We start from the raw sequence: 20,997 nt of genomic DNA, 5'->3' as shown, positions 1-20,997 counted from the left end.
CAGGCTCGTCATGTAGGGGCATCTTGCCAATACCCAGTACACAAATACTTATAGCTTAGGCAGTTTTTTCCGGTAGCTTAGGCAGTTTTTTCCGGGCTGTAGGAACACGAGCCTCTGCATTAGTCATCACCTGCTCCATATTTTCCAGGATCTCCCCCTTATAATTTTCCAAAACCTTAGTAGACAAAGAAATCCGACCCTTATCATCATTCAGTGTAACAATCATTACCTTGATTAGCTGATTTTCCTTAAATAAATCCGCGAGTATAACAAAGCCACCGCTAACATTACTTTTGTGGAGCAACCCAACTCTACTATCCAAATTGACGACTACGACATCTGGCGTGACTTTATTAACTCTGCCCTCCACAAGTTGTCCTCTCTGTAATTGTTTGGAGCTTTCGGATTGAGCAGCCTGGTGATGAGGTCGCGCTAGCGGACTGGGACTCGCTCCAGGTTCCGGGCTGTCATCTGACTCTACAGGATCTGGCTCACTATAATTTTGCGTCGCACTTGAATCATTTTCTGAGTCGAAACTGGAAGTAGATTCTGGTGGGATGTTATTTGACTCTACAGAATTTACGTCAATGAAATCTGGCGTGGTACTGGAATTATCTTCAGGTATTGTAGGCAACTTATAATCGTCTAATTTCATAGCCTCTAAGCAGCTATTAATACCTGCAACTGCTTGGTTATAGTCGGAAATCTTTACCTCAACTTCTCCCAACTTCCGGCTACGCTTGTCTATTTTCGCTTGAGCGTCTTTTTCTATGGCTTGCCGTTTGTTGGCGCGAGCGCAAGCAGACTGCTGCCAAATCAATTGCCGTTTACTTTCAGCCATTGATAACAAATATTCATTCAGCATTTTGATAATTTTTAAACCAAAATCAACTTCTATTGTTTGTTTAAATTTGGCTTGAAAATCAATCTCTAGCAGTTGACGTATAGATGCTTCTGCTTCTACCATACGTTTGACATCTCGGCTGTTAGATGCTTCTTGCAAAGTTTCACGAAATTGATAGAGCCAAACGCTATCTTTGTAATCATAAAGGTCGGGGCTTTCGATGATATAAAACACACATTCTGCACTCGCCAAAACCTTTACTCCCTCGATAACTTTTTTTTGTATATCCTGTAGCTCTTGGACAATTTCACAATCATCATTTAACAACAAATTACCAAGCTGACGATGGTATTTTTGCTTGCGTACTCGCTTAATCAAGCGTTGGAAAAAGCTAGTAATCAAAATTTCTGATTCCTTAACCAGAACATTTTCTAATCCATTGGCAATGTCATAGAAAGCTTGTCCCAAAACGGCTACTAAGGGCGCTGTAACATGACGATAATTGCGGCAGGTATTGGCGAAGGTATCTAATATAGAAAAGTTTTCTATCAACTGCGTGAGATTATCTTGCATCTTTTGATGAAGATTATTGAAATCTTGCTTAAAATCTTCGCAGGTGTCCATCACCAATCGTTGAATTTCTTCTTCTATTTGTCGGTAAAATTCTTCGCCAATTTCCCATACTTCTTTATCGACCTGTGCCAAATCTTGTTCAGTTATTTCTGCAATACTTGCAGGTTTCTCTTTCCATTGACTGCGCTCTTCTAAGTAAGATTCACGCAAGTCGTTACAAAGTTCACTAATATCGCTAGCTAGGTTGGCAAATAGTTCTGGTCGCTTTTCTTCGGTTAGATAGCGGGTGATAGCATTACTAAATTCCTGAATACCGCTATCCTGAATTAACTGCTCGATTATGCTATCTTTATAAAGATTGAGAATTTCTATATATTTTTCGTTTTTGCTTTTATTTTTACGCAGTACAATATCGGGGAATTTATCAACGGGTAGTTTATCGGAATCGCAGTAGTCAAGAAACTCTCGCACAAATTCATGAGGGATTCCCTCAACTCCATCTGAGTTTTGTACAGGTTCAGTAGCCAATATAGAATTTAGTCCCCATCGATCACTTTCACTTGTATTTTTGATCTGACAAGCCCAGAAACCTAGCAAAGCGCTAGTTTTATAAAATCCTCTAGGTGTATCATTAAAGTTTGTGCTAATCAGGTCAGAGAGGTCTTGTTCAAGTTTGGGGTTACGCCAGGTTTTATCAATAAGGTTAAATACATAAAACACACGATCACGAATTCCAGTGTTTTCTCGCATTACCTGTATTAGTCTTTTTTCTGCTGTTTCTGTTTCCCCTTCTTGATTGGCCTTCATGACACAGACAACGGCAGAAGTATTAGTGTCTTCGACTTTGCGAGAAGTCAATTGTGCATCTCTTTTCACAGGAGCATCAATCCCTGGTAAGTCAATCAGAACATTACCATCCTCTAACAACTGATGATGACGATAATAATCAATACGTTTGAGAACAGCACTACTGCTTCCGCGACCAGCGTAATTATGTGAATCTTTGGCTGAAGGACCTAACTCCTCCCTTTCATAAACTTTATTTTCAGATGAGTGAATGTACTTGCGGTGAAGCTGAAATCCTTCCAGTAATTCTTTCAGCCCATTAGCTTCTTCTCCCTTCTCTGTGTTTTTGGAACCGCCCTCCTGTTTAATGATTGTTGCACATTCTTCCACAAGCTGTTTAATTGCCTGCTCGTTAGTAATATCAATTTTATTTTTTAGTCTTAAGTTTTCACCCCGCTCATTCACTTCTTCCTGAATTTCAGATATGCTCAGAAATGTGAGTACATCTCGTTCTTCTTCTAGTGACTTGGCATACTCAATATAACATTCGAGGCCAGTAGCATGACCGGTATTACTGTACAGTAAGTTTTGCCCTAACAAGGCATTGATCAGCATTGACTTACCGGCACTGTATGTTCCTGCAAAAACAATCTCGAACCTGGGGGCAATTGCCTTATCACGGGAAGTCCTAATTGCGGCAGTATCGTGCTTCCCTCTCAAAGATGGCCCCTTCTCCTTCTCTAACAGCCGCAACAGACGATTTACATGGGCTTCTAAATTTTCACATTGATGTGGTTTTTGGGTCATGTGGAAAAAGCACTCTAATTTTCAGACAATTATTCAGAAGAGCCGGACTCCATTAGCAACTCAAGCCCCCTGGCTTACCTAACCACCAGTTAGTCTCGCCAGGTGACCCGTACTAATCGCGATCGCGATCATCTTATTTGCCCCTAAGTCAGTATAGCTGAATATAAGTCTTTTTTTCACCCGATTAAATTTTGTCTGTCTCCTGTTTTAATTCTGATAGAACTGCGCCTTGATCGCGCCAATCTTCCGCATTTTCAAGCTTAATGGCGATCGCTCGATCGTAAGCTGCCATTACTTATTCATACTAACCCAATATAAAATCAACGCTCACTTCCAATTCGGGAAAAGCCAGCGGCGCAACTTGTTGACCGCGCCAAAACTTGAGCATTAAACTATAACCGTTCGGGCCGGGCTGACGGTAGACTTCCAAACAATTTTCAACTAAATCTACCAGCCAAACTTCCTCAATGAGCGATCGAGCGTAGATAGGGACTTTAATATTGCGATCGTTATCAACTGTGCTGTCGGCTACTTCAACTAACAGCAAAACTTCTGACGGTACTGGATGTGCCGTGGCGTAGTCAGCGCGAAGTTGCAGCCATAAAATATCTGGTTGAGGTTCAGTGCGATCGGTTAACCGAATTGGGTTTTGAACATCCAAAATAGCAATTTCTTCTGGAATAACACTAAACTGATCGATCAGGCGCTTTACACAACTTGCGTGACGAGTACCAATTGCAGCCCTTTGGATAATCTCTCCTTCGATCAATTCCAATCGTTCATCTTCACGCAAAATACCAGCTTCACTCATCAGGTGATATTGTTGGACTGTAAATAGCCGTCTTTGAGTCTGAACAGACATAACTATTCTCCTTTTTCAACAGTTGATCTAAGCTTACCACAAAAAAAACCGCCCCAAACGGAGCGGCAAAAAGAGGAAAATTTTAGAGAACAAATCTTAAACAAGCCTTTAACTGCCGACAAGAAACATATTAGTAGAGCAAGAATTACTCGCCCTACTAACAGCTTTAGATGAGGGTGATGCTTGTTGCTGCTGTGGAACCAAAACTGTAGCCAGCAGTGGGGTTCGCAAGACCTAAGCGCACAGTTCCATTATTAGTAGAAAATGCGTTGTCTTGAACCATAAAGGTTTGACTGAGTTGGCCATCGGTGAAAGACAGGGTGCCACCAGTTGGGCTGCCTGGAGTAAGCGCATAGTCCGTACCAAATACAGGTGCAGGCCCACTGCCGGGAGTACCCGCAAGAAGAATATAGTCAACTGATGCTGCACCTAAGCCACTTGAACGGGTAACTGTAACGGTTGTACCACCGCCCTGAGTGGCGATAGTGCCGTAATCAGACGCACTATACTGGAAGACATTGCCAGACGCACCTGCACTACCGTCAAGAATATCTAGCCTTGCTGTTGAGGGAGTACCGACTGGGCCGTTGTTGAGAAATAGGTTAACAGTCTCGGTCATTTCAGGCACACTATCAGGATTAACAAAGATGTTGAACGTCTTGGAAGTTTCCCCAGGGCCAAAGTTTAGTACACCAGAAGCAGAGGAGTAATCAACTGCACTCCCAGTAGATAATGCCGTGCCGTCAAGAGTACCATAGCTAATGCTTGCCGGAGCCGTACTAGGGCCGACACGATTCACCGTCACTGTAGCAAAGCCAGATGATTCCTTGGTGCTGAAAGTAGCAGCACTAAAAACGAACTCGGTTGCTGTTGCGGTTCCAGGAGTCGGAGTCGGAAAAGGAGTCGGAGTCGGAGTCGGTGTCGGAGTGGGAGTGGGAGTCGGCGCAACATCGTTAATCGTCAAGATTGCCGGATTGCTGCCCACATTACCGCCGCTGAGCACCAAATTCACCGTTTCCGGCGATTCCAGAATCATGTCGCTCAGAGCCGAAATCGTGAAACTAGCGCTATTTTGCCCCGCTGCAAAATTCAGCGAACCAGCCGCCACCGTGTAATCAGGTGCAGTCCCGCTAGAAATTGCCGAACCGTCAACACTGGCGTAGTTAATTGTTGCTGCACCAGCGCCATCGGTACGAGTAACTGTAATCGTAGCCTGGCCGCCTTCGTTGACGCTGTAACTCTGCTGGCTGAACTGGAAGACACTTGCAGGCGTTGGAGTTGTAATCGGAGTCGGAGTCGGAGTCGGGCCGGTTCCACCATCAAAAATCGTCACCGTGGCTGGATTGAGACTGCCTACATTACCGTTGTTCAGAAATACATTCACTGTCTCTGCGCCTTCGCTAATGGCATCAGCCACAGTTGGGATAGTGAAAGTCGCGCTGGTTTGTCCACCCGCAAAATTCAGCGTACCAGTGGTAGGGCTATAGTCCGCAGGAGAAGAAGCTGAACCGTCAACAGTGCCGAAATCAATGCTTCCAGGGGCGGAAGTATTGCCCGTGCGAATCACTGTGACTGTAGCGGGACTGCCTTCGGGAGTAGAGTAATTATTTGTGCTAAAGCTGAAGACACTTGCAGGAGTAGTTCCCGGTGTCGGTGTCGGTGCAGGAGTCGGTGTCGGTGTCGGGGTTGGTGTCGGTGTCGGGAATCCAGCGGATTGGAACCAAGCTGGGTTCGCGCTCAGTTGGGCTGCGCTCAAACCTTGGATGTTGACTAAATACTCGCCGGTGCCGGTATCGCGAACGAGGGTGTTGCCGATGCTGATGCCGTTGGAATTGGTGCCGTCGATGAATTGCAAATCGCTAAATTGCAGTCCGCCGAACAGTTGGATGACATCGTTGCCGGCGACTTGGAAGTCGGTAATCACGTCGGCATCGGTTACTCCGGGGCCGCCGGTGGTGGCTGTGGGCTTGCCGTCGCCTACTCGCCCGATCGCAAAAATGTCATTTCCACCACCGCCACTCATCGTATCAGAACCGAGGTCGCCGTAGAGTACATCGTCCCCGAGGTCGCCTAGGATCAAGTCGTTGCCTTTCCCGCCGAACATCGTGTCATTGTCTTTGCCGCCGAACATACTGTCGTTTCCGTCGTTGCCAAAAACGCTGTCATTGCCGATGTCGCCTCTAACTAAGTCGTTGCCTTTACCACCGTAAACCTGGTCGTCGTCTTTGCCGCCAAAAACGCTGTCATTACCTTCATTGCCGTTAACAAAATCGTTGCCGGGGCCGCCGAAAAGTAGATCGTTTCCGTCTAGTGCATTGATTACATCATTGCCGTCAAGGCCGCTGATGGTATCGTCGCTCAATAAGTTTCCCAGGCTAATTACGCGACCGTCTGGTAAAAGACCCGGTATCACGTCTGGACCGAGAGTTCCTGTTATGTTTGCCATTTTTTTTAACTCCACAGGTTAATTTTTATTTTGCTTTTGGTAGAAGCACCTGTAGAGATGTCTCAGGGTAGGAATGCGGTATTTTACTTAACAGATGGCTGGGAGAAAAACCGGGTATTTATGTCAGTATTTAGTATACTTTTTACCCCATTAGGTAATCTCTCTGTGCAATTTTATGCTGTCCTGCTATTTTTGCAACTGTATTTCCGCTTCGATGTCCTGTTAATAGTGGAGAATGAGAATGCTGTAGCAATGTTCCCGAAGTTTTAAGATTATTTCGAGCCGAATTAATACTTGTTCACTTTAAGAAATAATGGCGCTCGCCGATTGCAAATACTGCTAACAGTTTAGCTATATGCTTCTATTCATTCAACCTGTTTCAGGACAATATTTCAAAATATATGTAAAGGTTTAATCTAGCAAAAAATCTGCTATACGCCTCCGTGTACACATTGTAAAAAAAAAGTGCACCGCTCCGTGTGCACCTTACGCCTAACTAACTGTCAGAATATTCATCGAATTGTAACTGGCTTTAAGTATCTTTTTCGCCAGTAGCAAATCCTTCTGTATCTTGCTTGAATTCTGAGGCAATTGCGCCTCTATCGCGCCAAGCTTCGGCATTTTCGGGCTTGATCGCAATGGCTCGATCGAAAGCTGCCATTGCTTCCTCGTAGCGCTTTAATTCTGACAAAGCTGTGCCGATGTGATGCCAAGCATCGTAGGAGTCGGGCTGAATTGCGATCGCTTTTTCGTAAGCTGCGATCGCTTCTTCATGGCGCTGCAATTTTGCCAAAGATTCGCCTTTGCCAAACCAACCTTCGTAACACTCCGAATTAAGGGTGATTACTTGGGAGTAAGATGCAATTGCTGCTTCGTGTTGCGATAGTTTGTCGAAAGCTGAGCCTCGGTTGTGCCAGACTTCAAAATCCTGCGGCTTAATGGCAATTGCTTTGTCGTAGGATGCGATCGCATCTTGATAGCGCTGCATTTTTCCCAGCACTGCCCCTTTATTGTACCAAACTTCGTATTTGTCGGCCCGGAGCTCGATAGCTCGATCGTAAGAATCAACAGCATCGCTGTAGCGCAGCATTCTCCACAGCATATTACCTCGGTTGTACCAAGTCTCATATCTCTTGGGATTGAGCTCAATGGCGCGATCGTAAGAATCGACTGCGGCGGCGTACTGCTGTACTTTACCCAGCATTGCGCCTCGGTTGTGCCAAATTTCGCTGTCGGTTGTTTTGATAGCCAGGGCGCGATCGTAACTGGCGATCGCCTCTTCGTAATGCTGCAATTTACCCAACAAAGCTGCTATGCTGTGCCAACAACCGTATTTTCTTGGCTCGCTCGCACTTGCTCGCTCATAACAGGCGATCGCCTCTTCGCACTTCTGTAATTTTCCTAGCAAATTCGCTTTATTATACCACGCTTCCCAACAATCCGGTTTCATCGATATTGCTTGGTCGTAACAGGCGAGGGCTTCTTCATGGCGCTGCAATTTTATTAACACATTTCCGCGCCAATACCAAGCCTCATCCACATTATTATTCATTAAAATAGCTTTTTCAAAGCAGACTACTGCCTCATCATAATTGCCTTGAAAATAAAGCCCTTCACCTTGCTTAATGTAATCATCAGCAATCATATTTGCTTCATTAGCAGGTGCTGTTTCCGAATTTTGCGAATTGTTTGACTGCGGTTGAGGTGCGAGTTTGACAGCTTCTTGGGCAAGAACAGCAGGAACTTGGGATATTTCTTGAACAATTTGAGATTTTTTCTCGTAAACTTCTGTTAGCAAAACTTGCAGGTGCAGGAGAAATTGAGATTTGAGAGTCTCAATTTGCTCAACGGAAGATTTGGAAATTTCAGTTTCTCTACTTAAAAAATTAATTGATTGTTTGGCTGCACTCAGTTGCGATTCTAATTCATCTCTCAACTTTTGAGTCAGTTGACTAGAATTGATTAGCTCTGATTCCAACACGCCAATTCCTTGCAATCTTTGATTGGCATCAGCAACCAACTGTCTGACTACCAGCCGCCGGAACATCCAAAAAAAGCCAAGTGTCACCGGTGGAAAGACAGTACCAAGAATTAGCAAAATATTCAGCAGAGCTATGGTATTATTAAAACCATATCCAGATTCAGCATTACTGTCAGTACGCAGGGCGAGAAAATCGAAAGTGTCGCGAACTTGGGGATTGCTTTCAACTCCGGTTTCAATTAATTTAGCCAGCCAGGTTTCTTGTAAAGATTTTGTTAGTTCATCGCCGGATACAGCAGCAGCATTCGCCTTGGCTTTTTTTACAGCAGGAGATAACTCCGGCACGGCCTCCGCTACCAGCAAACCTGTCTGGGATTTTACAGCAATTCGCGGGGAAAATTGTTCGTTGGCGATCGTCTCGGGCGCGCTCATTGACTCCGCCGGACGGGAGGCGATATTATTTATGGCATCAACAAATTTGCTGGCCTGCGGTATCCCTCCAGAGGCGGGAGGTGCAGCCGGAGCGGCATTAGTTTGAGCATTTACATTCTGGGATGCGAGGGCGGCCAGAGTCAAAAGAGCTACATTTGAGACTCGCATAAAGTTCAACTCACCTAGGAGAAATTAGTGTTGTTTGTCAGCGATCGGGCGATCGACCTCATACTCTGGGCACTGTACAATAACTGAGATGAGGAATGCTGGCTTACTATCTCCAAAATACGCGCTGTGTCTGACTTGTCAGGAAAATTGCTAATAATTCTGGCTGCGGAACTTTTGTCAAAAAATATATTCTCGCGCCTCATCCGCCTCAAATCATCCTCGGAATCATCGGGGCGGCTTCACCAATCTGTACAATTAGCAAAAATCCGGGTGAACCGCCCCAACTGACCCGATTTGTAGCTCTAAACCGCAGCTAAAACCGCTGACTGTTGCTGTTGTGACGCCACTACATCCAAATCAGCGCCGTAAATTTCACAGCTATTATTCGGACTTTCAATCAGCTTAATCTTGTGCAACTCTGCCCCCAAGTCCCGAATGGGCGATCGCAACAATTGCCCAATCCGCACCGCAATATTCTCCGCCGTCGGCACAACCTTCTCAAAATAAGCAATATCCTTATTTAAAAAAGTGTGATCGAAAGGTTCAACAACATAATCATCAATAGCTTTTTGCAAAGCTCCCAAATCAGCAATCATCCCAGTCCGCGCATCAATTTCCCCTTTAACAGTCACCTCTAAATGATAGTTGTGACCGTGACCGTTAGGACGAGCACATTTACCGTAAATTTCCGAGTTTTCTTCAAAGCTCAAATCGGGACGAGCCAACCGATGGGCGGCGCTAAAATGAGTAGACAGAGTTAAATAAGCTTCCATGCCATTTCCTAAATATTCAGCCCAAAGTTCGGGGTGTTCAAACAATTGAATTTTGCTCACAGGCAAATGAGGGGCTAGCCGCAGCCAAATTTGCCGTGCTATGTTTTCGGTAGTTGGCAGAGTTTGCTCAAATTCCGGCCACGCTTCGTTAAGGTAGGAAAAATCGAGATCCTTGGTAACTTCCCGCTTGATGACGTGCTTGACATCAGACAGGTTGAGCACCATGCCGTACTCGTCGAGTTCTCCTATCATGGAAACGTAAAGGACGTAATTGTGTCCGTGTCCCGGTGCGCAGGCTGTTGGGCCAAAGCGCTCAAAGTTCTCGGCTGCGCTCAACTCCGGTAGCCAGTAACGATGACTCGCCGAAAACTGTGCCCGACGATTGATGATGCACTGCATAAAAGTCAAGTAGGGTAAGCTTGTTAAGTTATGTAAAGGACTTACTTCTTAAGGATAGACTAATTTTTACGGGAATTTTTCGATAATTTGAGGGTGCTTTACTTGAATTTATACCAATTTTCGAGATATTGCCAACAAGTCGCCGCGAGAGTAGCATGGCCTATTGTGCGCCACAACACAGATATCCGGCAGAAAATGCAGAAAATACTGCTACAAAACAGTTTCTCCTCATCCGTTGCTAACGGATGGGTTATCCCATTTTCGATTTGCCCCGCGAGGGATAGCTGCGCTGCGCGTACTTTTAGCAACACAGGGAACTCCACAGTTATAGTTTTTCGCCTAAGCTCTGCAATAGTTAGCAGTTTCCGGTTCGGTTGCGAGCAAAACTAATTACGAATGACGAAATATTCATGAATTGGATTACTGTACGAGCCGATCGCTTTTTTCAACATTTGTCCGCTGCGATGGGCACCCCGCTATTTTATATAGGCGACACTCATCTGTCCATTAGTGCGATCGTCCAACTGATCATCTTAGCTATATTTGCCTTTTTTATAGCTCGTCTCCTCAGTGAAGGCATCAAGCGCAGCCTGCTAGTTCGGATGGGATTGGATCGCGGCAGTCGAGAAGCAATTTCCACCATCATTAGCTATATTTTAGCAACTCTTGGCTGTATATTCGTCCTGCAAAGTGCAGGGATCAACCTCACTTCTCTCACCGTCTTAGCTGGCGTAGTCGGCATTGGTTTCGGCTTCGGATTGCAAAATCTCGCCAGCAACTTTATCAGCGGTCTCACCCTGCTATTCGAGCACCAAATTAGAGTCGGAGACTTTATTGAGATCGACCATTTATTAGGAACAGTCGAAAATATTTCCATCCGTTCCACAATTATTAAAACAATTGATGGTCTGTTTGTGATCATCCCAAACATTAAGTTTGTCGAAACTAACATTATTAACTGGAGTTATAGAGACCCCAGATGTCGCCTTCGCATCCCCGTAGGCGTTGCCTATGGAACCGACCCAGTATTAGTTACGGAAGCACTGTTAGTTGCTGCGAGGCTGGAACCCAATATATTATCTCATCCTTCTCCCAAAGTTTGGTTTTGCGGGTTTGGAGATAACGCTTTAGATTTTCAACTTTTAGTTTGGATTGACCAGCCACAGGAAAGTGATGCCATTAAAAGTGCGGTCAACTTTTTAATTGATTACGAATTTCGTCGCCGAAATATTGAAATTCCATTTCCCCAGCGGGATTTGTGGTTGCGAAATCCGCAAGAAATAACTAAACATTTTCAAGATCACAGAGACGACAATTCCAACGGCAAAGTTTTTCCGCAGAATGCCAAACATTCAACAGAAATACAATCAAATTCCACCGTTTCCGAGCAGAAAAAGCCAGGGCTTAAATCGCCTAATAATTGGACGCTGCGAGATTTGTTGCGGCGAGTAACTTATTTCGATCAGTGTACGGATTTAGAACTACGGCAGTTAATTGAATACGGCTATCGACAACTGTTTCCAGCGGGACAAATTGTCTGTAAAGAAAATGCCCCAGGCGATTCTTTTTATATTATTCTTTCGGGTTCTGTGGAAGTTCTTTCTCAAAAAGCCGATAAGTATATTGCGACGCTTCACGAGGGCGAATTTTTTGGGGAAATCTCTTTGCTATTGGGAACTCCGAGAACGGCGACTGTTAAAACTAGCGAAGATGCAATTTTGTTTGTGGTGGAACGCCACGACTTGCAAAAACTTTTAATTGAACAGCCTAATTTAGCAGATCAGATTGCTCAAAAATTGTCCGAACGCCAGCAAGCTTTAAGAGATTTGGGATTATTAGATGGGGACTCTCTCGGACAAACTCCTTTTATTAAAATTCGCAAGCGCATTCAAGTTCTTTTTGGAATTTAGCATTGAATAGTCAGTAGTCATTAGTCAGTAGTCATTAGTCAGTAGTCATTAGTCAGTAGTCCTTGGGAATTTGGAATTTGGAATTTGGAATTTGGAATTTGGAATTTGGCAATTTTCCCCATCTCCCCATCTCCCCATCTCCCCATCTCCCCATCTCCCCATCTCCCCTTTCCTTCAACTAGCTAACTTCTAACTTTCAATTCCTCCTGTGCTTCCCGCCGCAGTCTAGCAGCAATTCTAAACAGTTCTTGACCTGTGTGCAAATGGCGATCGTCATAATTGAGGGTAAATAAATGCAATTCTTCTATGCCATCGCCGACTTGATTGATGGAGTAGTAGAGATGCGCTGCAACTCCGGCTACATTAGATGGATTGGGCATCGCTTTCAGAAAGTTATGAGCTTTTGAAAGAAAGTCGCGGCTGGTTTCGATATAAGCTTGAAACTTTTCAATCAGTTCGTCATCAAACGGATCTGCTGACAATTCGTTTATTTCTTTTTTAAGCGGCTTCAAGATGCTGTTGAGCATTCGATTGACTGGTTTGTATACTTTAATCAGCCACTGTTCCATTTGTTCGTCGGCATCCCGCGCTGCTTGTTGGCGCTGGCGGGCGACGTTTGGTGCGTAGGGTGATTGCTGTTCGCTTGGTTGGGAAAATTGGCGATCGTAAGATTGTCGGTGTTGGGCATCTCCTAATATTTCATAGGCTGCGTTGAGGCGGATAATCTCTTCGTGACCGGCTGTGGAACTCTGGCTATCTGGATGAAATATTTTGACTAAACGGCGGTATGCTTGTTTAATCTCGGCTTGTGTTGCTGTTGGGCTAATCTTTAGGGTTTTGTAGTGATTGGTAACGGAAGACACGCTGTTATTTCCTTGAAATCTGGATAATCCGCAAAAAAGTGCTTGACAAAAATATCATTATTTGTTAATGCGTTAGGTATTTATCTGATATAAATGCCAAAAATTGTAGGTAAAAAACCTCTGTTTTCAAATTATTATAAATCCATTTTATAAAAATATTGACTCTTTAAAAGTTCGTAGTGAGGACTTCAGTCCTCTGTTGAGGGAGTTGAGTTAAGAAGGACTAAAGTCTTCACTACAAACAACAGCAGAGCGTAGAGTGTACGCCCTGCTTTTAGTTTTTGGGACTGATCCCCAAAGCGAACCTAGTTGACAGCCATCGCCAGATTGAGTTCTGGATCTTGGAACAAGGGAGTGCTGAGGTAGCGTTCGCCGAAACTAGGCTGAATCATCACAATCAATTTCCCGGCATTTTCGGGACGCTTGCCGATTTTCAAAGCCGCACACAGTGCCGCACCGCTGGAAATACCGGACAAAAGTCCTTCTTCTCTGGCTAAGCGACGCCCGTAGGCGATCGCCTCGTCATCGGTAACAATTATCACTTCGTCGATCGCATTCACATTCAGCACCGGCGGCACAAAACCCGCACCGATACCTTGAATTTTGTGAGGCCCAGGCTTTCCGCCCGAAAGTACCTGACTGTTAGCCGGCTCAACGGCGATCGCCTTAAACTCAGGTTTCCGCGACTTAATCACCTCTGCAATACCCGTAATCGTACCGCCAGTGCCGACTCCAGAAATCACGAAATCCACCTCGCCGTCGGTATCTGCCCAAATTTCCTCAGCCGTTGTCAAACGGTGAACCTCCGGGTTGGCAGGATTCCGAAACTGCTGCAACATATACGCATTCGGAGTTTTGTCCACAATCTCTTGAGCGCGGCGGATGCAGCCGCTCATGCCCTCAATGCCGGGAGTTAGTTCTAGTTGGGCACCGTAAGCACGCAACATCGATCGGCGTTCCGTGCTCATCGTATCCGGCATTGTCAAAATCAACTGGTAGCCCTTAGCCGCCGCCACCATTGCCAGAGCAATTCCGGTATTGCCAGAAGTCGGTTCCACTAAAATCGTTTTGCCTGGAGTAATCAGCCCTTCGGCCTCGGCTTGATTGACCATACTGACACCAATCCGGTCTTTTACCGATGCTGCCGGATTCATGCCTTCGAGTTTGACCACAATCCGAGCCAAGCAGCCTTCGGCTTGGGGAATGCGGTTGAGTTGCACCAGGGGTGTATGCCCCACCAATTCTGTAATGTCGCCAGCAATACGCATAATCTTTGTCAGTTGGTTGTTGAAAGTAAATGTTAATTCCTAGTTGGCAATACTAACTAGATGTAATACATAATATCGAGCTGCCGTCTGCCATTGCGTTTTTCGCGCAGATCCTGTAGCGTGTATTTTTGCAACACCAAGTTGGCAGTCGATCGCGCTTCTTGCCAAACTTCCCAAATCACCGCACTTTCTACAGTTTGAGCAGGCGAGTCTTTTTCGGAGCGATCGAACTCTGAGCCTTCGAGACAGTTGATAATTTCCAGGAGTGTAATTTTCCAGGGTTCTCTCGCCAAGATATAACCTCCCTTAGCTCCTCGCTGGCTGCGAATCAGCCCGCAGCGCCTCATGGTAGCCAGCAACTGTTCTAAATATCGATCGGGAATATTTTGCTGAGCCGCTATCTGGCGAATTTGCAGAGGCTCGCCTTCATCGTAGCAATCAGCAAGCTCTAGCAAAGCTAAGATTGCGTATTCGCTTTTACAGGAGAGTTCTACCATATTACTTCAACTACCAGAATTCTCAACTCCGAAGTCAGGCATTAAAAATTTTCCTCAATGTTGAGTTAAAAATTTTAACTCCTAAATTTTTATTATACTCCGGTTTTCCACCGAACTTAATCGACTTTCACAAAAGATAGCGGCACTGAATTCGTCTACCACACAAAAAAGCCCTGCCGAAAGCAGGGCTAAATTTGACCTAAAGTTGCCAGCAGAGACGGTATAACCCGTCGTGCCTGCTCTAAGCCGCTCTTAGAACGTGAAAGTAGTTCTCAGAGTACCAATAATGATGTCGTCATTACTGCGGTCTTGATTCGGGTTGGTAATCCAAATGACGCCCGGAGTCACAGCAATGTTATCCGAAAGCTTAAACTTGTAGAAGCCTTCAAAGTGCCACGAAGTATCGTTGTTGAAGTTCCGCAAATTGCCGGGAGCCTCAAGTTTATCCAAGTAAGGCTCGCGACCTACCACAAAGCCCAGCAAGTTGCCTTCTTTCCCTAAATCTGGCAAAGCCAAAGTGGCAGCGTAGTTCCAAATTCTCGCATCGCCGACGCCGATAATCCGAGCATTGGTTAAACCAGCCCAGCCGCCAAGGATAAATCTCGGGCTGAGTCGGAACGAAGCCTCAGCACCGTAGGAGTTGCTGACAACTTTCTGAGAACGGAAGCCGTCAAAGCCTTCGCTCAAACCGTTGATGGAATTAGCTACGCCGGTGCCGGTGAAACCGCCAAGCTTGCCATCCCCGTTCCCTAAACCGTTGTCAAACCCGAAGTTACCTCGGCTAAAGTAACCGTGGTTGTAAGTGAGAGCAACTTGCAAGTTGCGTCCCGGGGTAAAAGTCAACTGGCCCATCGCTGCGTAGTCGCCGTTAAACAAGCCTCCGCCCTTGGCGGGACTGGCTGCATTTGACGCCAAATAGCCGAAGGACAGAGAAGTCGGGCCGAACACGCCGCCCAGCAAGCCCCGGCCGCCGAAGGCGTAATCGAAGCCAAGACCAGCACCGCCACCTAGGCGATAAATTGGGTTGCTTTGACCGAAGGCGCTGAGGGAGCCATTACCGCCGTCAAAGTCTTCAAAGTAAGGGTTGACGGTAGGAATGAAATCGTTCCAAATACCGTTAGCGGCTTCAATGGTAACGTTCAACCGATTGCTAGCGGGGAACTTGTAAAGCAAGCTGCCCAGGTTGAAAACGTTGTCGGTGCGGTTGACTACGTTCCAAGTTTGAGTACCTTCAGCGGTAGCCCCCAAGTTAAAGTTTTGACCATTGCCCACATCAAGCCTGGTCAGCAGCAAGTCTCTGCCGGTGAAGCTCGTATTTAAATTGAGACGTACCCGTTGTTGGAAGACGGCCTGATTGTTGTCGCTGCCGAATCTTCTGTTGTCTCTGCCAAACAAGCCAGCATTGCCGCCAAAGTCGTCGCTGAGGGCAAAGATTGCTTCCCCAGTCAGTTTGGTAGTAGTTGAGAATTGGTTAGCTTCGAGTTCGGATGTCCGAGATTCCAGAGCATCGACGCGGCCGCGCAAGGTTGCCAGTTCCGCTGCAAATTCTTCTTGGAGCCGTTGGAGGGCTGCCAAGTCGTCTTTGGTCGCTAAGTTGGTTGTACCTGCTTTAATTAGCTCGTTAACTTTGTCTAAGCAAGCGTTTAAACCGGCGGCGAATTCGTAGCGGGTCATTGCCCGGTTGCCACGGAAGGTGCCGTCGGGATACCCAGCAATACAGCCGTAGCGTTCGACTAGGGATTGCAGTGCTTGGAATGCCCAGTCTGTGGGCCGCACGTCAGAAAGTTGAGATACTGAGGTGACTTGACCCTGAGTTTCGCCACCGGCAGCACCTTCGCTGCTGTACTGGTTGAGCTGTTCTAATGTGGCGGCTGGGTTTTGAGCTTGTGGTGCGTCAGTTTGGGCTACAGATTCAGCCAGTTTGGGCAAGCTTTCTGGTGCTGGCGCTGCCACTGTCGGGGCAGTAGTTTCTAATTGAACTGCACCAAGGAGCTCTGGGACAGCGGTAGCTGCCGGGGCTGGATTTTCTAGTTTCGCTGCCGCTGAATTTTCTACTGGTTGAGCGACTGTTGGCTCAACTGCTGCTAAAGATTTAGTTGCAGGTTCTGATGCAGCTTCGAGATTTGTCGCTGCGGGGTCTGTGTTGGCTGTTGGCTCAACTGCTGCTAGAGATTCAGTTGCAGGTTTTGATGCTGCCGCTTGGGGATTTTCCACTGCGGGGGCTGTGTTGGCGGCGATCGCGCTTTCTTTTGCAGCGGTGCTTGAAGCTGCTGCAATCGCTGGCTCTGTTGCGATGCCGGCGGCTGGAGAATTTTCTGCGATTCGATCGGCTGCTACGGTAGTTTCGTCAACCGCTGCTAAAGCATTGACTTTCGCTTCAGAGGTTTGGGCCGTTTCAGCTTTGGCAGCTTGAGGCTTGAGCGCATCAGCACCGGGCTGAGCGTTTGCTGCCATCGCGCTCGAAGAAACTACTAGGGTAGCTCCTAAGACTGCTGGGCTGATTAATAGGTAACTCCACAAAAATTTCGACATATTCACTCTCATCCTCACACCGATTACAAAGAAAATTTTTGAGTTTTCTATGCCGTCAGTAGTTGCTCCACTAGCATACTGCAAAAAAAGACCTAAAATTCGATTTTTCTTTTGATTCTTTTGGTCTGACTGAGTGTATGGATGCGATCGGCTGCTGCTGAGGGCGTGTTTTTAACCCTGCCATCGACTGCCTCAAAACCTGACAAGACTTAGGTTGTCGATTGATTTGACTGCTGGCACCCAAAAGCCCGATCGCCTCTCTACTTTTTTAGCACAGCACGCCCGAATCGTCTAGGCTGATTCGACTTTTGGATCCAAGCTGTGTCCGAGGACGCTAAAGACTCGGCGGCGGTCGAACAATTCTAACAAATCGGCGTTGATTTTGTTGTGAGCTGCTTCTTGCCGCAAAATTTTTACTGCTGCATCTGGGCGTAGAGCTCGTTTGTAGGGGCGATCGCCTGCTGTCAGGGCGTCGTAAATATCGGCGATCGTCATCAACTGCGCTTGAATGGGAATTTCGGAGTGTTTTAGACCTCGCGGATAGCCTGTGCCATCCAGTTTTTCGTGATGTCCGTAGGCTATTTGGGGCACATTTTTTAGATCCTTTGTCCACGGAATTTGGCTGAGAAATTCGTAAGTGTGAGTGACGTGAGATTCGATTGCCGATCGTTCTTCTGCTGTCAGGTTGCCCCTCGCCACCATCAATTGCACAATTTCGTCTGGACTCAGCAGCGGTTTCATTGCCCCGTCTATATCTCTGTAAGTTTGCTTAGAAAGTTCTAGCAGTTGAGCTAGGGGTTCTGCTGCCAAAATGTGAGGTTCGTTGGCCTCTAGCAGGACTTCCCAGTATTCTGCCAATCTGGTTTTTGCGTCTGCTAGCGCCGTGTCTAGCTGTTCTATTTCCTGGCATTGAGCGCAGGAGGGCCCTTCGTCCGGGTGTTTTCGGTAAGCTGAATGCTCTAGCAAGTATTTATATTTAGACTGGACGCATTCCATTTCCATCGTCCGCTGAGCTAAGCCAAAGCGGTGGCGGATGATTTCTAGTTGTGCGGGGTAGAGCTTTTTCTGCTTGGTCAAAACTGCTTCGGGTACTCCGATTTTACCAAAATCGTGGAGCAGGGCGGCATAACGAATTTCTTGAATTTGGCGGTTGTTAAAGTAAATAGATCGCAGCCATCCACCGCTGACGCTGTTTACTTCTTCTGACAGGCGTACTGTGAGGGCTGCTACTCGTTCTGAATGGCCGTAGGTACAGGGGTCTCTGGCTTCTATGACTTGGACTGAGGCTTTGACGAAGCCCTCGAACAAATGTTCTATGCTTTCTTGGAGTTGATTGCGCTCGATCGAGATTGCTGCTTGAGATGCGAGCGATCGAACTATTCTTTCTTCCCACAAAGTATACTGCTGCGTCGATTCCCAGGCATTTTCGGCTGTAAGCACCGCATCTGCCTTTGTTTTGCGGTTGATCAGTTGCAGTATGCCGATTGTCTCGCCTTCTCTGTTTTGCATCGGCAACACCATTACCGAGCAAGTGCGGTAATTAATATCCCTGTCAAAACTGGTATCTAGCTGGTAAGGTACGCCTGGGGGTAAGTCGTAGGCATCCGACAGGTTCAAACTTTGACCTGTAATTGCTACGTAACCTGCCAAACTTTTGTCTGTCAGCGGCAGCGCAAACTCTTTAAACGACAGGCCCGGTTTAGAAGCGTTTTGGGCTACCTTGAACAGCAGCTTAGGTTTTTCGTCGCTGCGATCTACTAAGTAAACGCTGCCCGCATCGCTGCTGGTAATTTCCCTACTTTTGGATAAAATTAAATTTAGCAAGCCGCTTAAATCTTGGGCGCTCGACAGAGCCGCGCCAATATCCAAAAGCTTTTCTATCAGATCGGTTCTTTCAGCAGACTCGTTCAAGAACTCTGGCCTTTCAAATACGATCATGGTCGGAGGATGGCGAATAGCCTTTAATACATTGGACTTTTAGCATCTCGACTTTTTCACACCGATTTTAACCCAGAGTCGATTTTTTATTTGCGAACTTTCCGCGATCGGGGACTGTCGCTAGATGCAGTGGCTCTTGTTCTGAAAACGGGAACTCTTCTAATCTAGCTTAGAAATCTCTTGGGCTAGCGCAAAGTCTTTTTCAGTTAAGCCTCCGGCATCGTGAGTTGTCAAGTTAACTGTTACTTTGTTATACGAGATTTCTATGTCTGGGTGATGTCCGGCGGCTTCTGAGGGTTCGACCAACTTATTCACAAAGGCGATCGCAGCAATAAAGTCTTTAAATTTCCGGGTACACCGCAGTTGCTTGTCTTCAATCCTCCAGCCCGATAATTGACTGGTGCGCTCTTGAATTTCAGTATCGTTAAGTAGATCAGCCATAATTTTTTTACTTTGATTTGAGATTAATAACAGATTAATTGCTCACCTGTGGAAAATATAACCAAAAACTATCCGCTCTCACCAATAGTGTTGAGCCTCAAGTTTTAACACTCAAGATTTAACACTATTTGAGGTGAGAGCGGTCTAGCGGGTCTTCAGATTAGAACCTGACTGCCGGGAGAATCCCTAGCTCAGCCTGGTTCCCGATGGAATTCGTTTCCAGTTGGAAACGAGGGCTGGCTGCTAGTGAGCGGCCCCGGCGCACAGCCGGTAGTTTCCAATCTGATGACCCATGAGTTTACTACCTATCATGGGCATCACCTCCGGGATTAGCTAAATGGTTTAATATTTGAACGCACCTCACCCAAATACAAGATTTGGTGTGAGGATTTGTGCGCTAGCCCTTGCCAGCGTAACCGAAAGAACCTGCGTTCTGAGTATCGTTTCAGTAATCACAATTATTAGAATAACACAAGGAATTAGAAGTGGGGGGATGCAAATTGATATTTTTGCAAGATGCGGGCAAATTACTGACGGGGCGAGGTTTTCGATCGATCTCTACAGCCAGCGGACGATCCTCTTCGAGGGCTTCGCTAACGAGCTTTTGAACGGATTGCTGGGATCTGGAGCGGTGTCAAGCGGGAAATGTGCGATCGCCCGCTCCTCAATTTCTCGCCAGATATAAGATTGACAAATGCGGCGATGTCGTGTGGTGGATGGAAAGTCCGCCAAAGCGATCGAATGTAGAATTTGACTAGAATTATTGCATAAATCTTTGATCGATCGTCCAAGCGCAGATGTAGGGCAGATCAACGCAGATCAACGCAGAGGCATTTCAAGAGAGTTTAGTCCTGTCGATTGATTTGCTGAATTTTACGGTGATTATCCGCGCAATAGAAATAATCGCGCTTGGTGATCACGTTTTGGTAAAATCAAAGAGATCGGTATTGCACCGTGTCTGGTTCGTTTGAGTGGTGATAGATCGACCACTCAATTAAGACAAACCAGCGTCAAAACCAAGACGTGAAAATAGGTGTTTAAAGCGTTATAGGCTATTGCCTATAACTTTGAGGGATTCCTCCTTTACCGCTTGCGGCAAAGCTATCGTTACACATTCATCATTTTTCAGCAGTGTTGAGATGTGTGAGCGCGTAAATGAATCAGTTAGCAAGTTGGCACAATCCTCATTTGGCCGAGAATACTCGATATTGTCATAATTACAACAAAAAAGCTCCCGCCGAGCGATCGGCGGGAGCTTTTTAAACATTGAGGGTAAAGCCTAAACTGATTTATATTACCCTTTCAAAATGTTGCAATTTTTGATACTTCGCGCTGATTAGAGAGCGTTACCACGAGGCAGAACTTCTTCTGGGAAGATGAAGTTTTCGTGGGGTTGGTCAGTCGGAGCCATCCAAGCACGGATGCCTTCGTTAAGCAGAATGTTCTTAGTGTAGAACGTTTCAAACTCAGGATCTTC

General features: G+C 46.2%; 13 protein-coding genes and 1 pseudogene. 2 read left to right on the top strand and 12 right to left on the bottom strand.

Features of this window, described 5'->3' with window-relative positions; genetic code table 11:
• Positions 1 to 55 precede the first annotated feature (55 nt).
• From QUB66_RS03750 to QUB66_RS03730, 5 genes are all read right to left on the bottom strand, one after another.
• Positions 56 to 3,010, bottom strand: coding sequence for a dynamin family protein (locus QUB66_RS03750; RefSeq protein WP_332966376.1), 2,955 nt, complete (start codon positions 3,008 to 3,010; stop codon positions 56 to 58).
• 304 nt (positions 3,011 to 3,314) lie between these two features.
• Positions 3,315 to 3,872, bottom strand: coding sequence for a Uma2 family endonuclease (locus QUB66_RS03745; RefSeq protein WP_332966375.1), 558 nt, complete (start codon positions 3,870 to 3,872; stop codon positions 3,315 to 3,317).
• A 166-nt stretch (positions 3,873 to 4,038) separates the two neighbouring features.
• Positions 4,039 to 6,318: a Calx-beta domain-containing protein gene (locus QUB66_RS03740; protein ID WP_332966373.1), complete on the bottom strand. Its 2,280-nt coding sequence runs from the start codon at positions 6,316 to 6,318 to the stop codon at positions 4,039 to 4,041.
• Positions 6,319 to 6,850: 532 nt separating this feature from the next.
• Positions 6,851 to 8,899: a tetratricopeptide repeat protein gene (locus QUB66_RS03735; protein WP_332966371.1), complete on the bottom strand. Its 2,049-nt coding sequence runs from the start codon at positions 8,897 to 8,899 to the stop codon at positions 6,851 to 6,853.
• 302 nt (positions 8,900 to 9,201) lie between these two features.
• Positions 9,202 to 10,071 (bottom strand): 6-carboxytetrahydropterin synthase, encoded by an 870-nt coding sequence (locus QUB66_RS03730; RefSeq protein ID WP_332966369.1) that lies wholly within the window; start codon positions 10,069 to 10,071, stop codon positions 9,202 to 9,204.
• A gap of 410 nt (positions 10,072 to 10,481) precedes the next feature.
• Between QUB66_RS03730 and QUB66_RS03725 the strand changes: the two genes are divergently transcribed.
• Positions 10,482 to 11,981: a cyclic nucleotide-binding domain-containing protein gene (locus tag QUB66_RS03725; protein WP_332966368.1), complete on the top strand. Its 1,500-nt coding sequence runs from the start codon at positions 10,482 to 10,484 to the stop codon at positions 11,979 to 11,981.
• 182 nt (positions 11,982 to 12,163) lie between these two features.
• Here QUB66_RS03725 and QUB66_RS03720 read toward each other — a convergent pair whose 3' ends face one another.
• The 6 genes from QUB66_RS03720 to QUB66_RS03695 all read right to left on the bottom strand — a co-directional run bounded on the left by QUB66_RS03720 (position 12,164) and on the right by QUB66_RS03695 (position 19,520).
• Entirely contained in the window at positions 12,164 to 12,844 is a 681-nt protein-coding gene (locus QUB66_RS03720) for a J domain-containing protein (RefSeq protein WP_265239031.1), read from the bottom strand.
• A 305-nt stretch (positions 12,845 to 13,149) separates the two neighbouring features.
• The gene (gene cysK / locus QUB66_RS03715; protein WP_265239030.1) at positions 13,150 to 14,112 is read right to left on the bottom strand and encodes a cysteine synthase A; all 963 of its coding nucleotides are present in this window, start codon (positions 14,110 to 14,112) and stop codon (positions 13,150 to 13,152) included.
• Positions 14,113 to 14,168: 56 nt separating this feature from the next.
• A complete protein-coding gene (locus QUB66_RS03710) occupies positions 14,169 to 14,609 on the bottom strand; it encodes an Rrf2 family transcriptional regulator (protein ID WP_265239029.1) in 441 nt (146 codons plus the stop codon).
• Between the two features lie 252 nt (positions 14,610 to 14,861).
• A complete protein-coding gene (locus QUB66_RS03705) occupies positions 14,862 to 17,141 on the bottom strand; it encodes an iron uptake porin (protein WP_332966365.1) in 2,280 nt (759 codons plus the stop codon).
• Between the two features lie 291 nt (positions 17,142 to 17,432).
• Positions 17,433 to 19,079, bottom strand: a complete 1,647-nt coding sequence (locus QUB66_RS03700) for an HD domain-containing phosphohydrolase (RefSeq protein ID WP_265239351.1) — start codon at positions 19,077 to 19,079, stop codon at positions 17,433 to 17,435.
• Between the two features lie 159 nt (positions 19,080 to 19,238).
• A complete protein-coding gene (locus QUB66_RS03695) occupies positions 19,239 to 19,520 on the bottom strand; it encodes a 4a-hydroxytetrahydrobiopterin dehydratase (protein WP_265239350.1) in 282 nt (93 codons plus the stop codon).
• A gap of 493 nt (positions 19,521 to 20,013) precedes the next feature.
• On the opposite strand from QUB66_RS03695, the gene QUB66_RS03690 reads away from it, so the two are divergent.
• A complete protein-coding gene (locus QUB66_RS03690; RefSeq protein ID WP_265239349.1) occupies positions 20,014 to 20,205 on the top strand; it encodes a hypothetical protein in 192 nt (63 codons plus the stop codon).
• 651 nt (positions 20,206 to 20,856) lie between these two features.
• Here the strand turns inward: QUB66_RS03690 and QUB66_RS03685 are convergent.
• Positions 20,857 to 20,997 (bottom strand): annotated as a pseudogene (locus QUB66_RS03685) (photosystem II D2 protein (photosystem q(a) protein)); the annotation flags it as partial.

This window comes from Microcoleus sp. A2-C3 (assembly GCF_036706065.1).
In the GTDB taxonomy this organism is placed as follows: domain Bacteria; phylum Cyanobacteriota; class Cyanobacteriia; order Cyanobacteriales; family Microcoleaceae; genus Microcoleus.
Note: the sequence above shows the minus strand (reverse complement) of the source record. Positions and strands in the feature narration are given on the sequence as shown.

Excerpts from the sequence above, each read along its gene's own strand:
- QUB66_RS03710 (WP_265239029.1), bottom strand. The coding sequence starts at position 14,609 with ATGGTAGAACTCTCCTGTAAAAGCGAATACGCAATCTTAGCTTTGCTA.
- QUB66_RS03695 (WP_265239350.1), bottom strand. The coding sequence starts at position 19,520 with ATGGCTGATCTACTTAACGATACTGAAATTCAAGAGCGCACCAGTCAA.
- QUB66_RS03700 (WP_265239351.1), bottom strand. The coding sequence starts at position 19,079 with ATGATCGTATTTGAAAGGCCAGAGTTCTTGAACGAGTCTGCTGAAAGA.
- QUB66_RS03735 (WP_332966371.1), bottom strand. The coding sequence starts at position 8,899 with ATGCGAGTCTCAAATGTAGCTCTTTTGACTCTGGCCGCCCTCGCATCC.
- cysK (WP_265239030.1), bottom strand. The coding sequence starts at position 14,112 with ATGCGTATTGCTGGCGACATTACAGAATTGGTGGGGCATACACCCCTG.
- QUB66_RS03725 (WP_332966368.1), top strand. The coding sequence starts at position 10,482 with ATGAATTGGATTACTGTACGAGCCGATCGCTTTTTTCAACATTTGTCC.
- QUB66_RS03730 (WP_332966369.1), bottom strand. The coding sequence starts at position 10,071 with ATGCAGTGCATCATCAATCGTCGGGCACAGTTTTCGGCGAGTCATCGT.
- QUB66_RS03690 (WP_265239349.1), top strand. The coding sequence starts at position 20,014 with ATGCAAATTGATATTTTTGCAAGATGCGGGCAAATTACTGACGGGGCG.
- QUB66_RS03705 (WP_332966365.1), bottom strand. The coding sequence starts at position 17,141 with ATGTCGAAATTTTTGTGGAGTTACCTATTAATCAGCCCAGCAGTCTTA.
- QUB66_RS03750 (WP_332966376.1), bottom strand. The coding sequence starts at position 3,010 with ATGACCCAAAAACCACATCAATGTGAAAATTTAGAAGCCCATGTAAAT.
- QUB66_RS03745 (WP_332966375.1), bottom strand. The coding sequence starts at position 3,872 with ATGTCTGTTCAGACTCAAAGACGGCTATTTACAGTCCAACAATATCAC.
- QUB66_RS03740 (WP_332966373.1), bottom strand. The coding sequence starts at position 6,318 with ATGGCAAACATAACAGGAACTCTCGGTCCAGACGTGATACCGGGTCTT.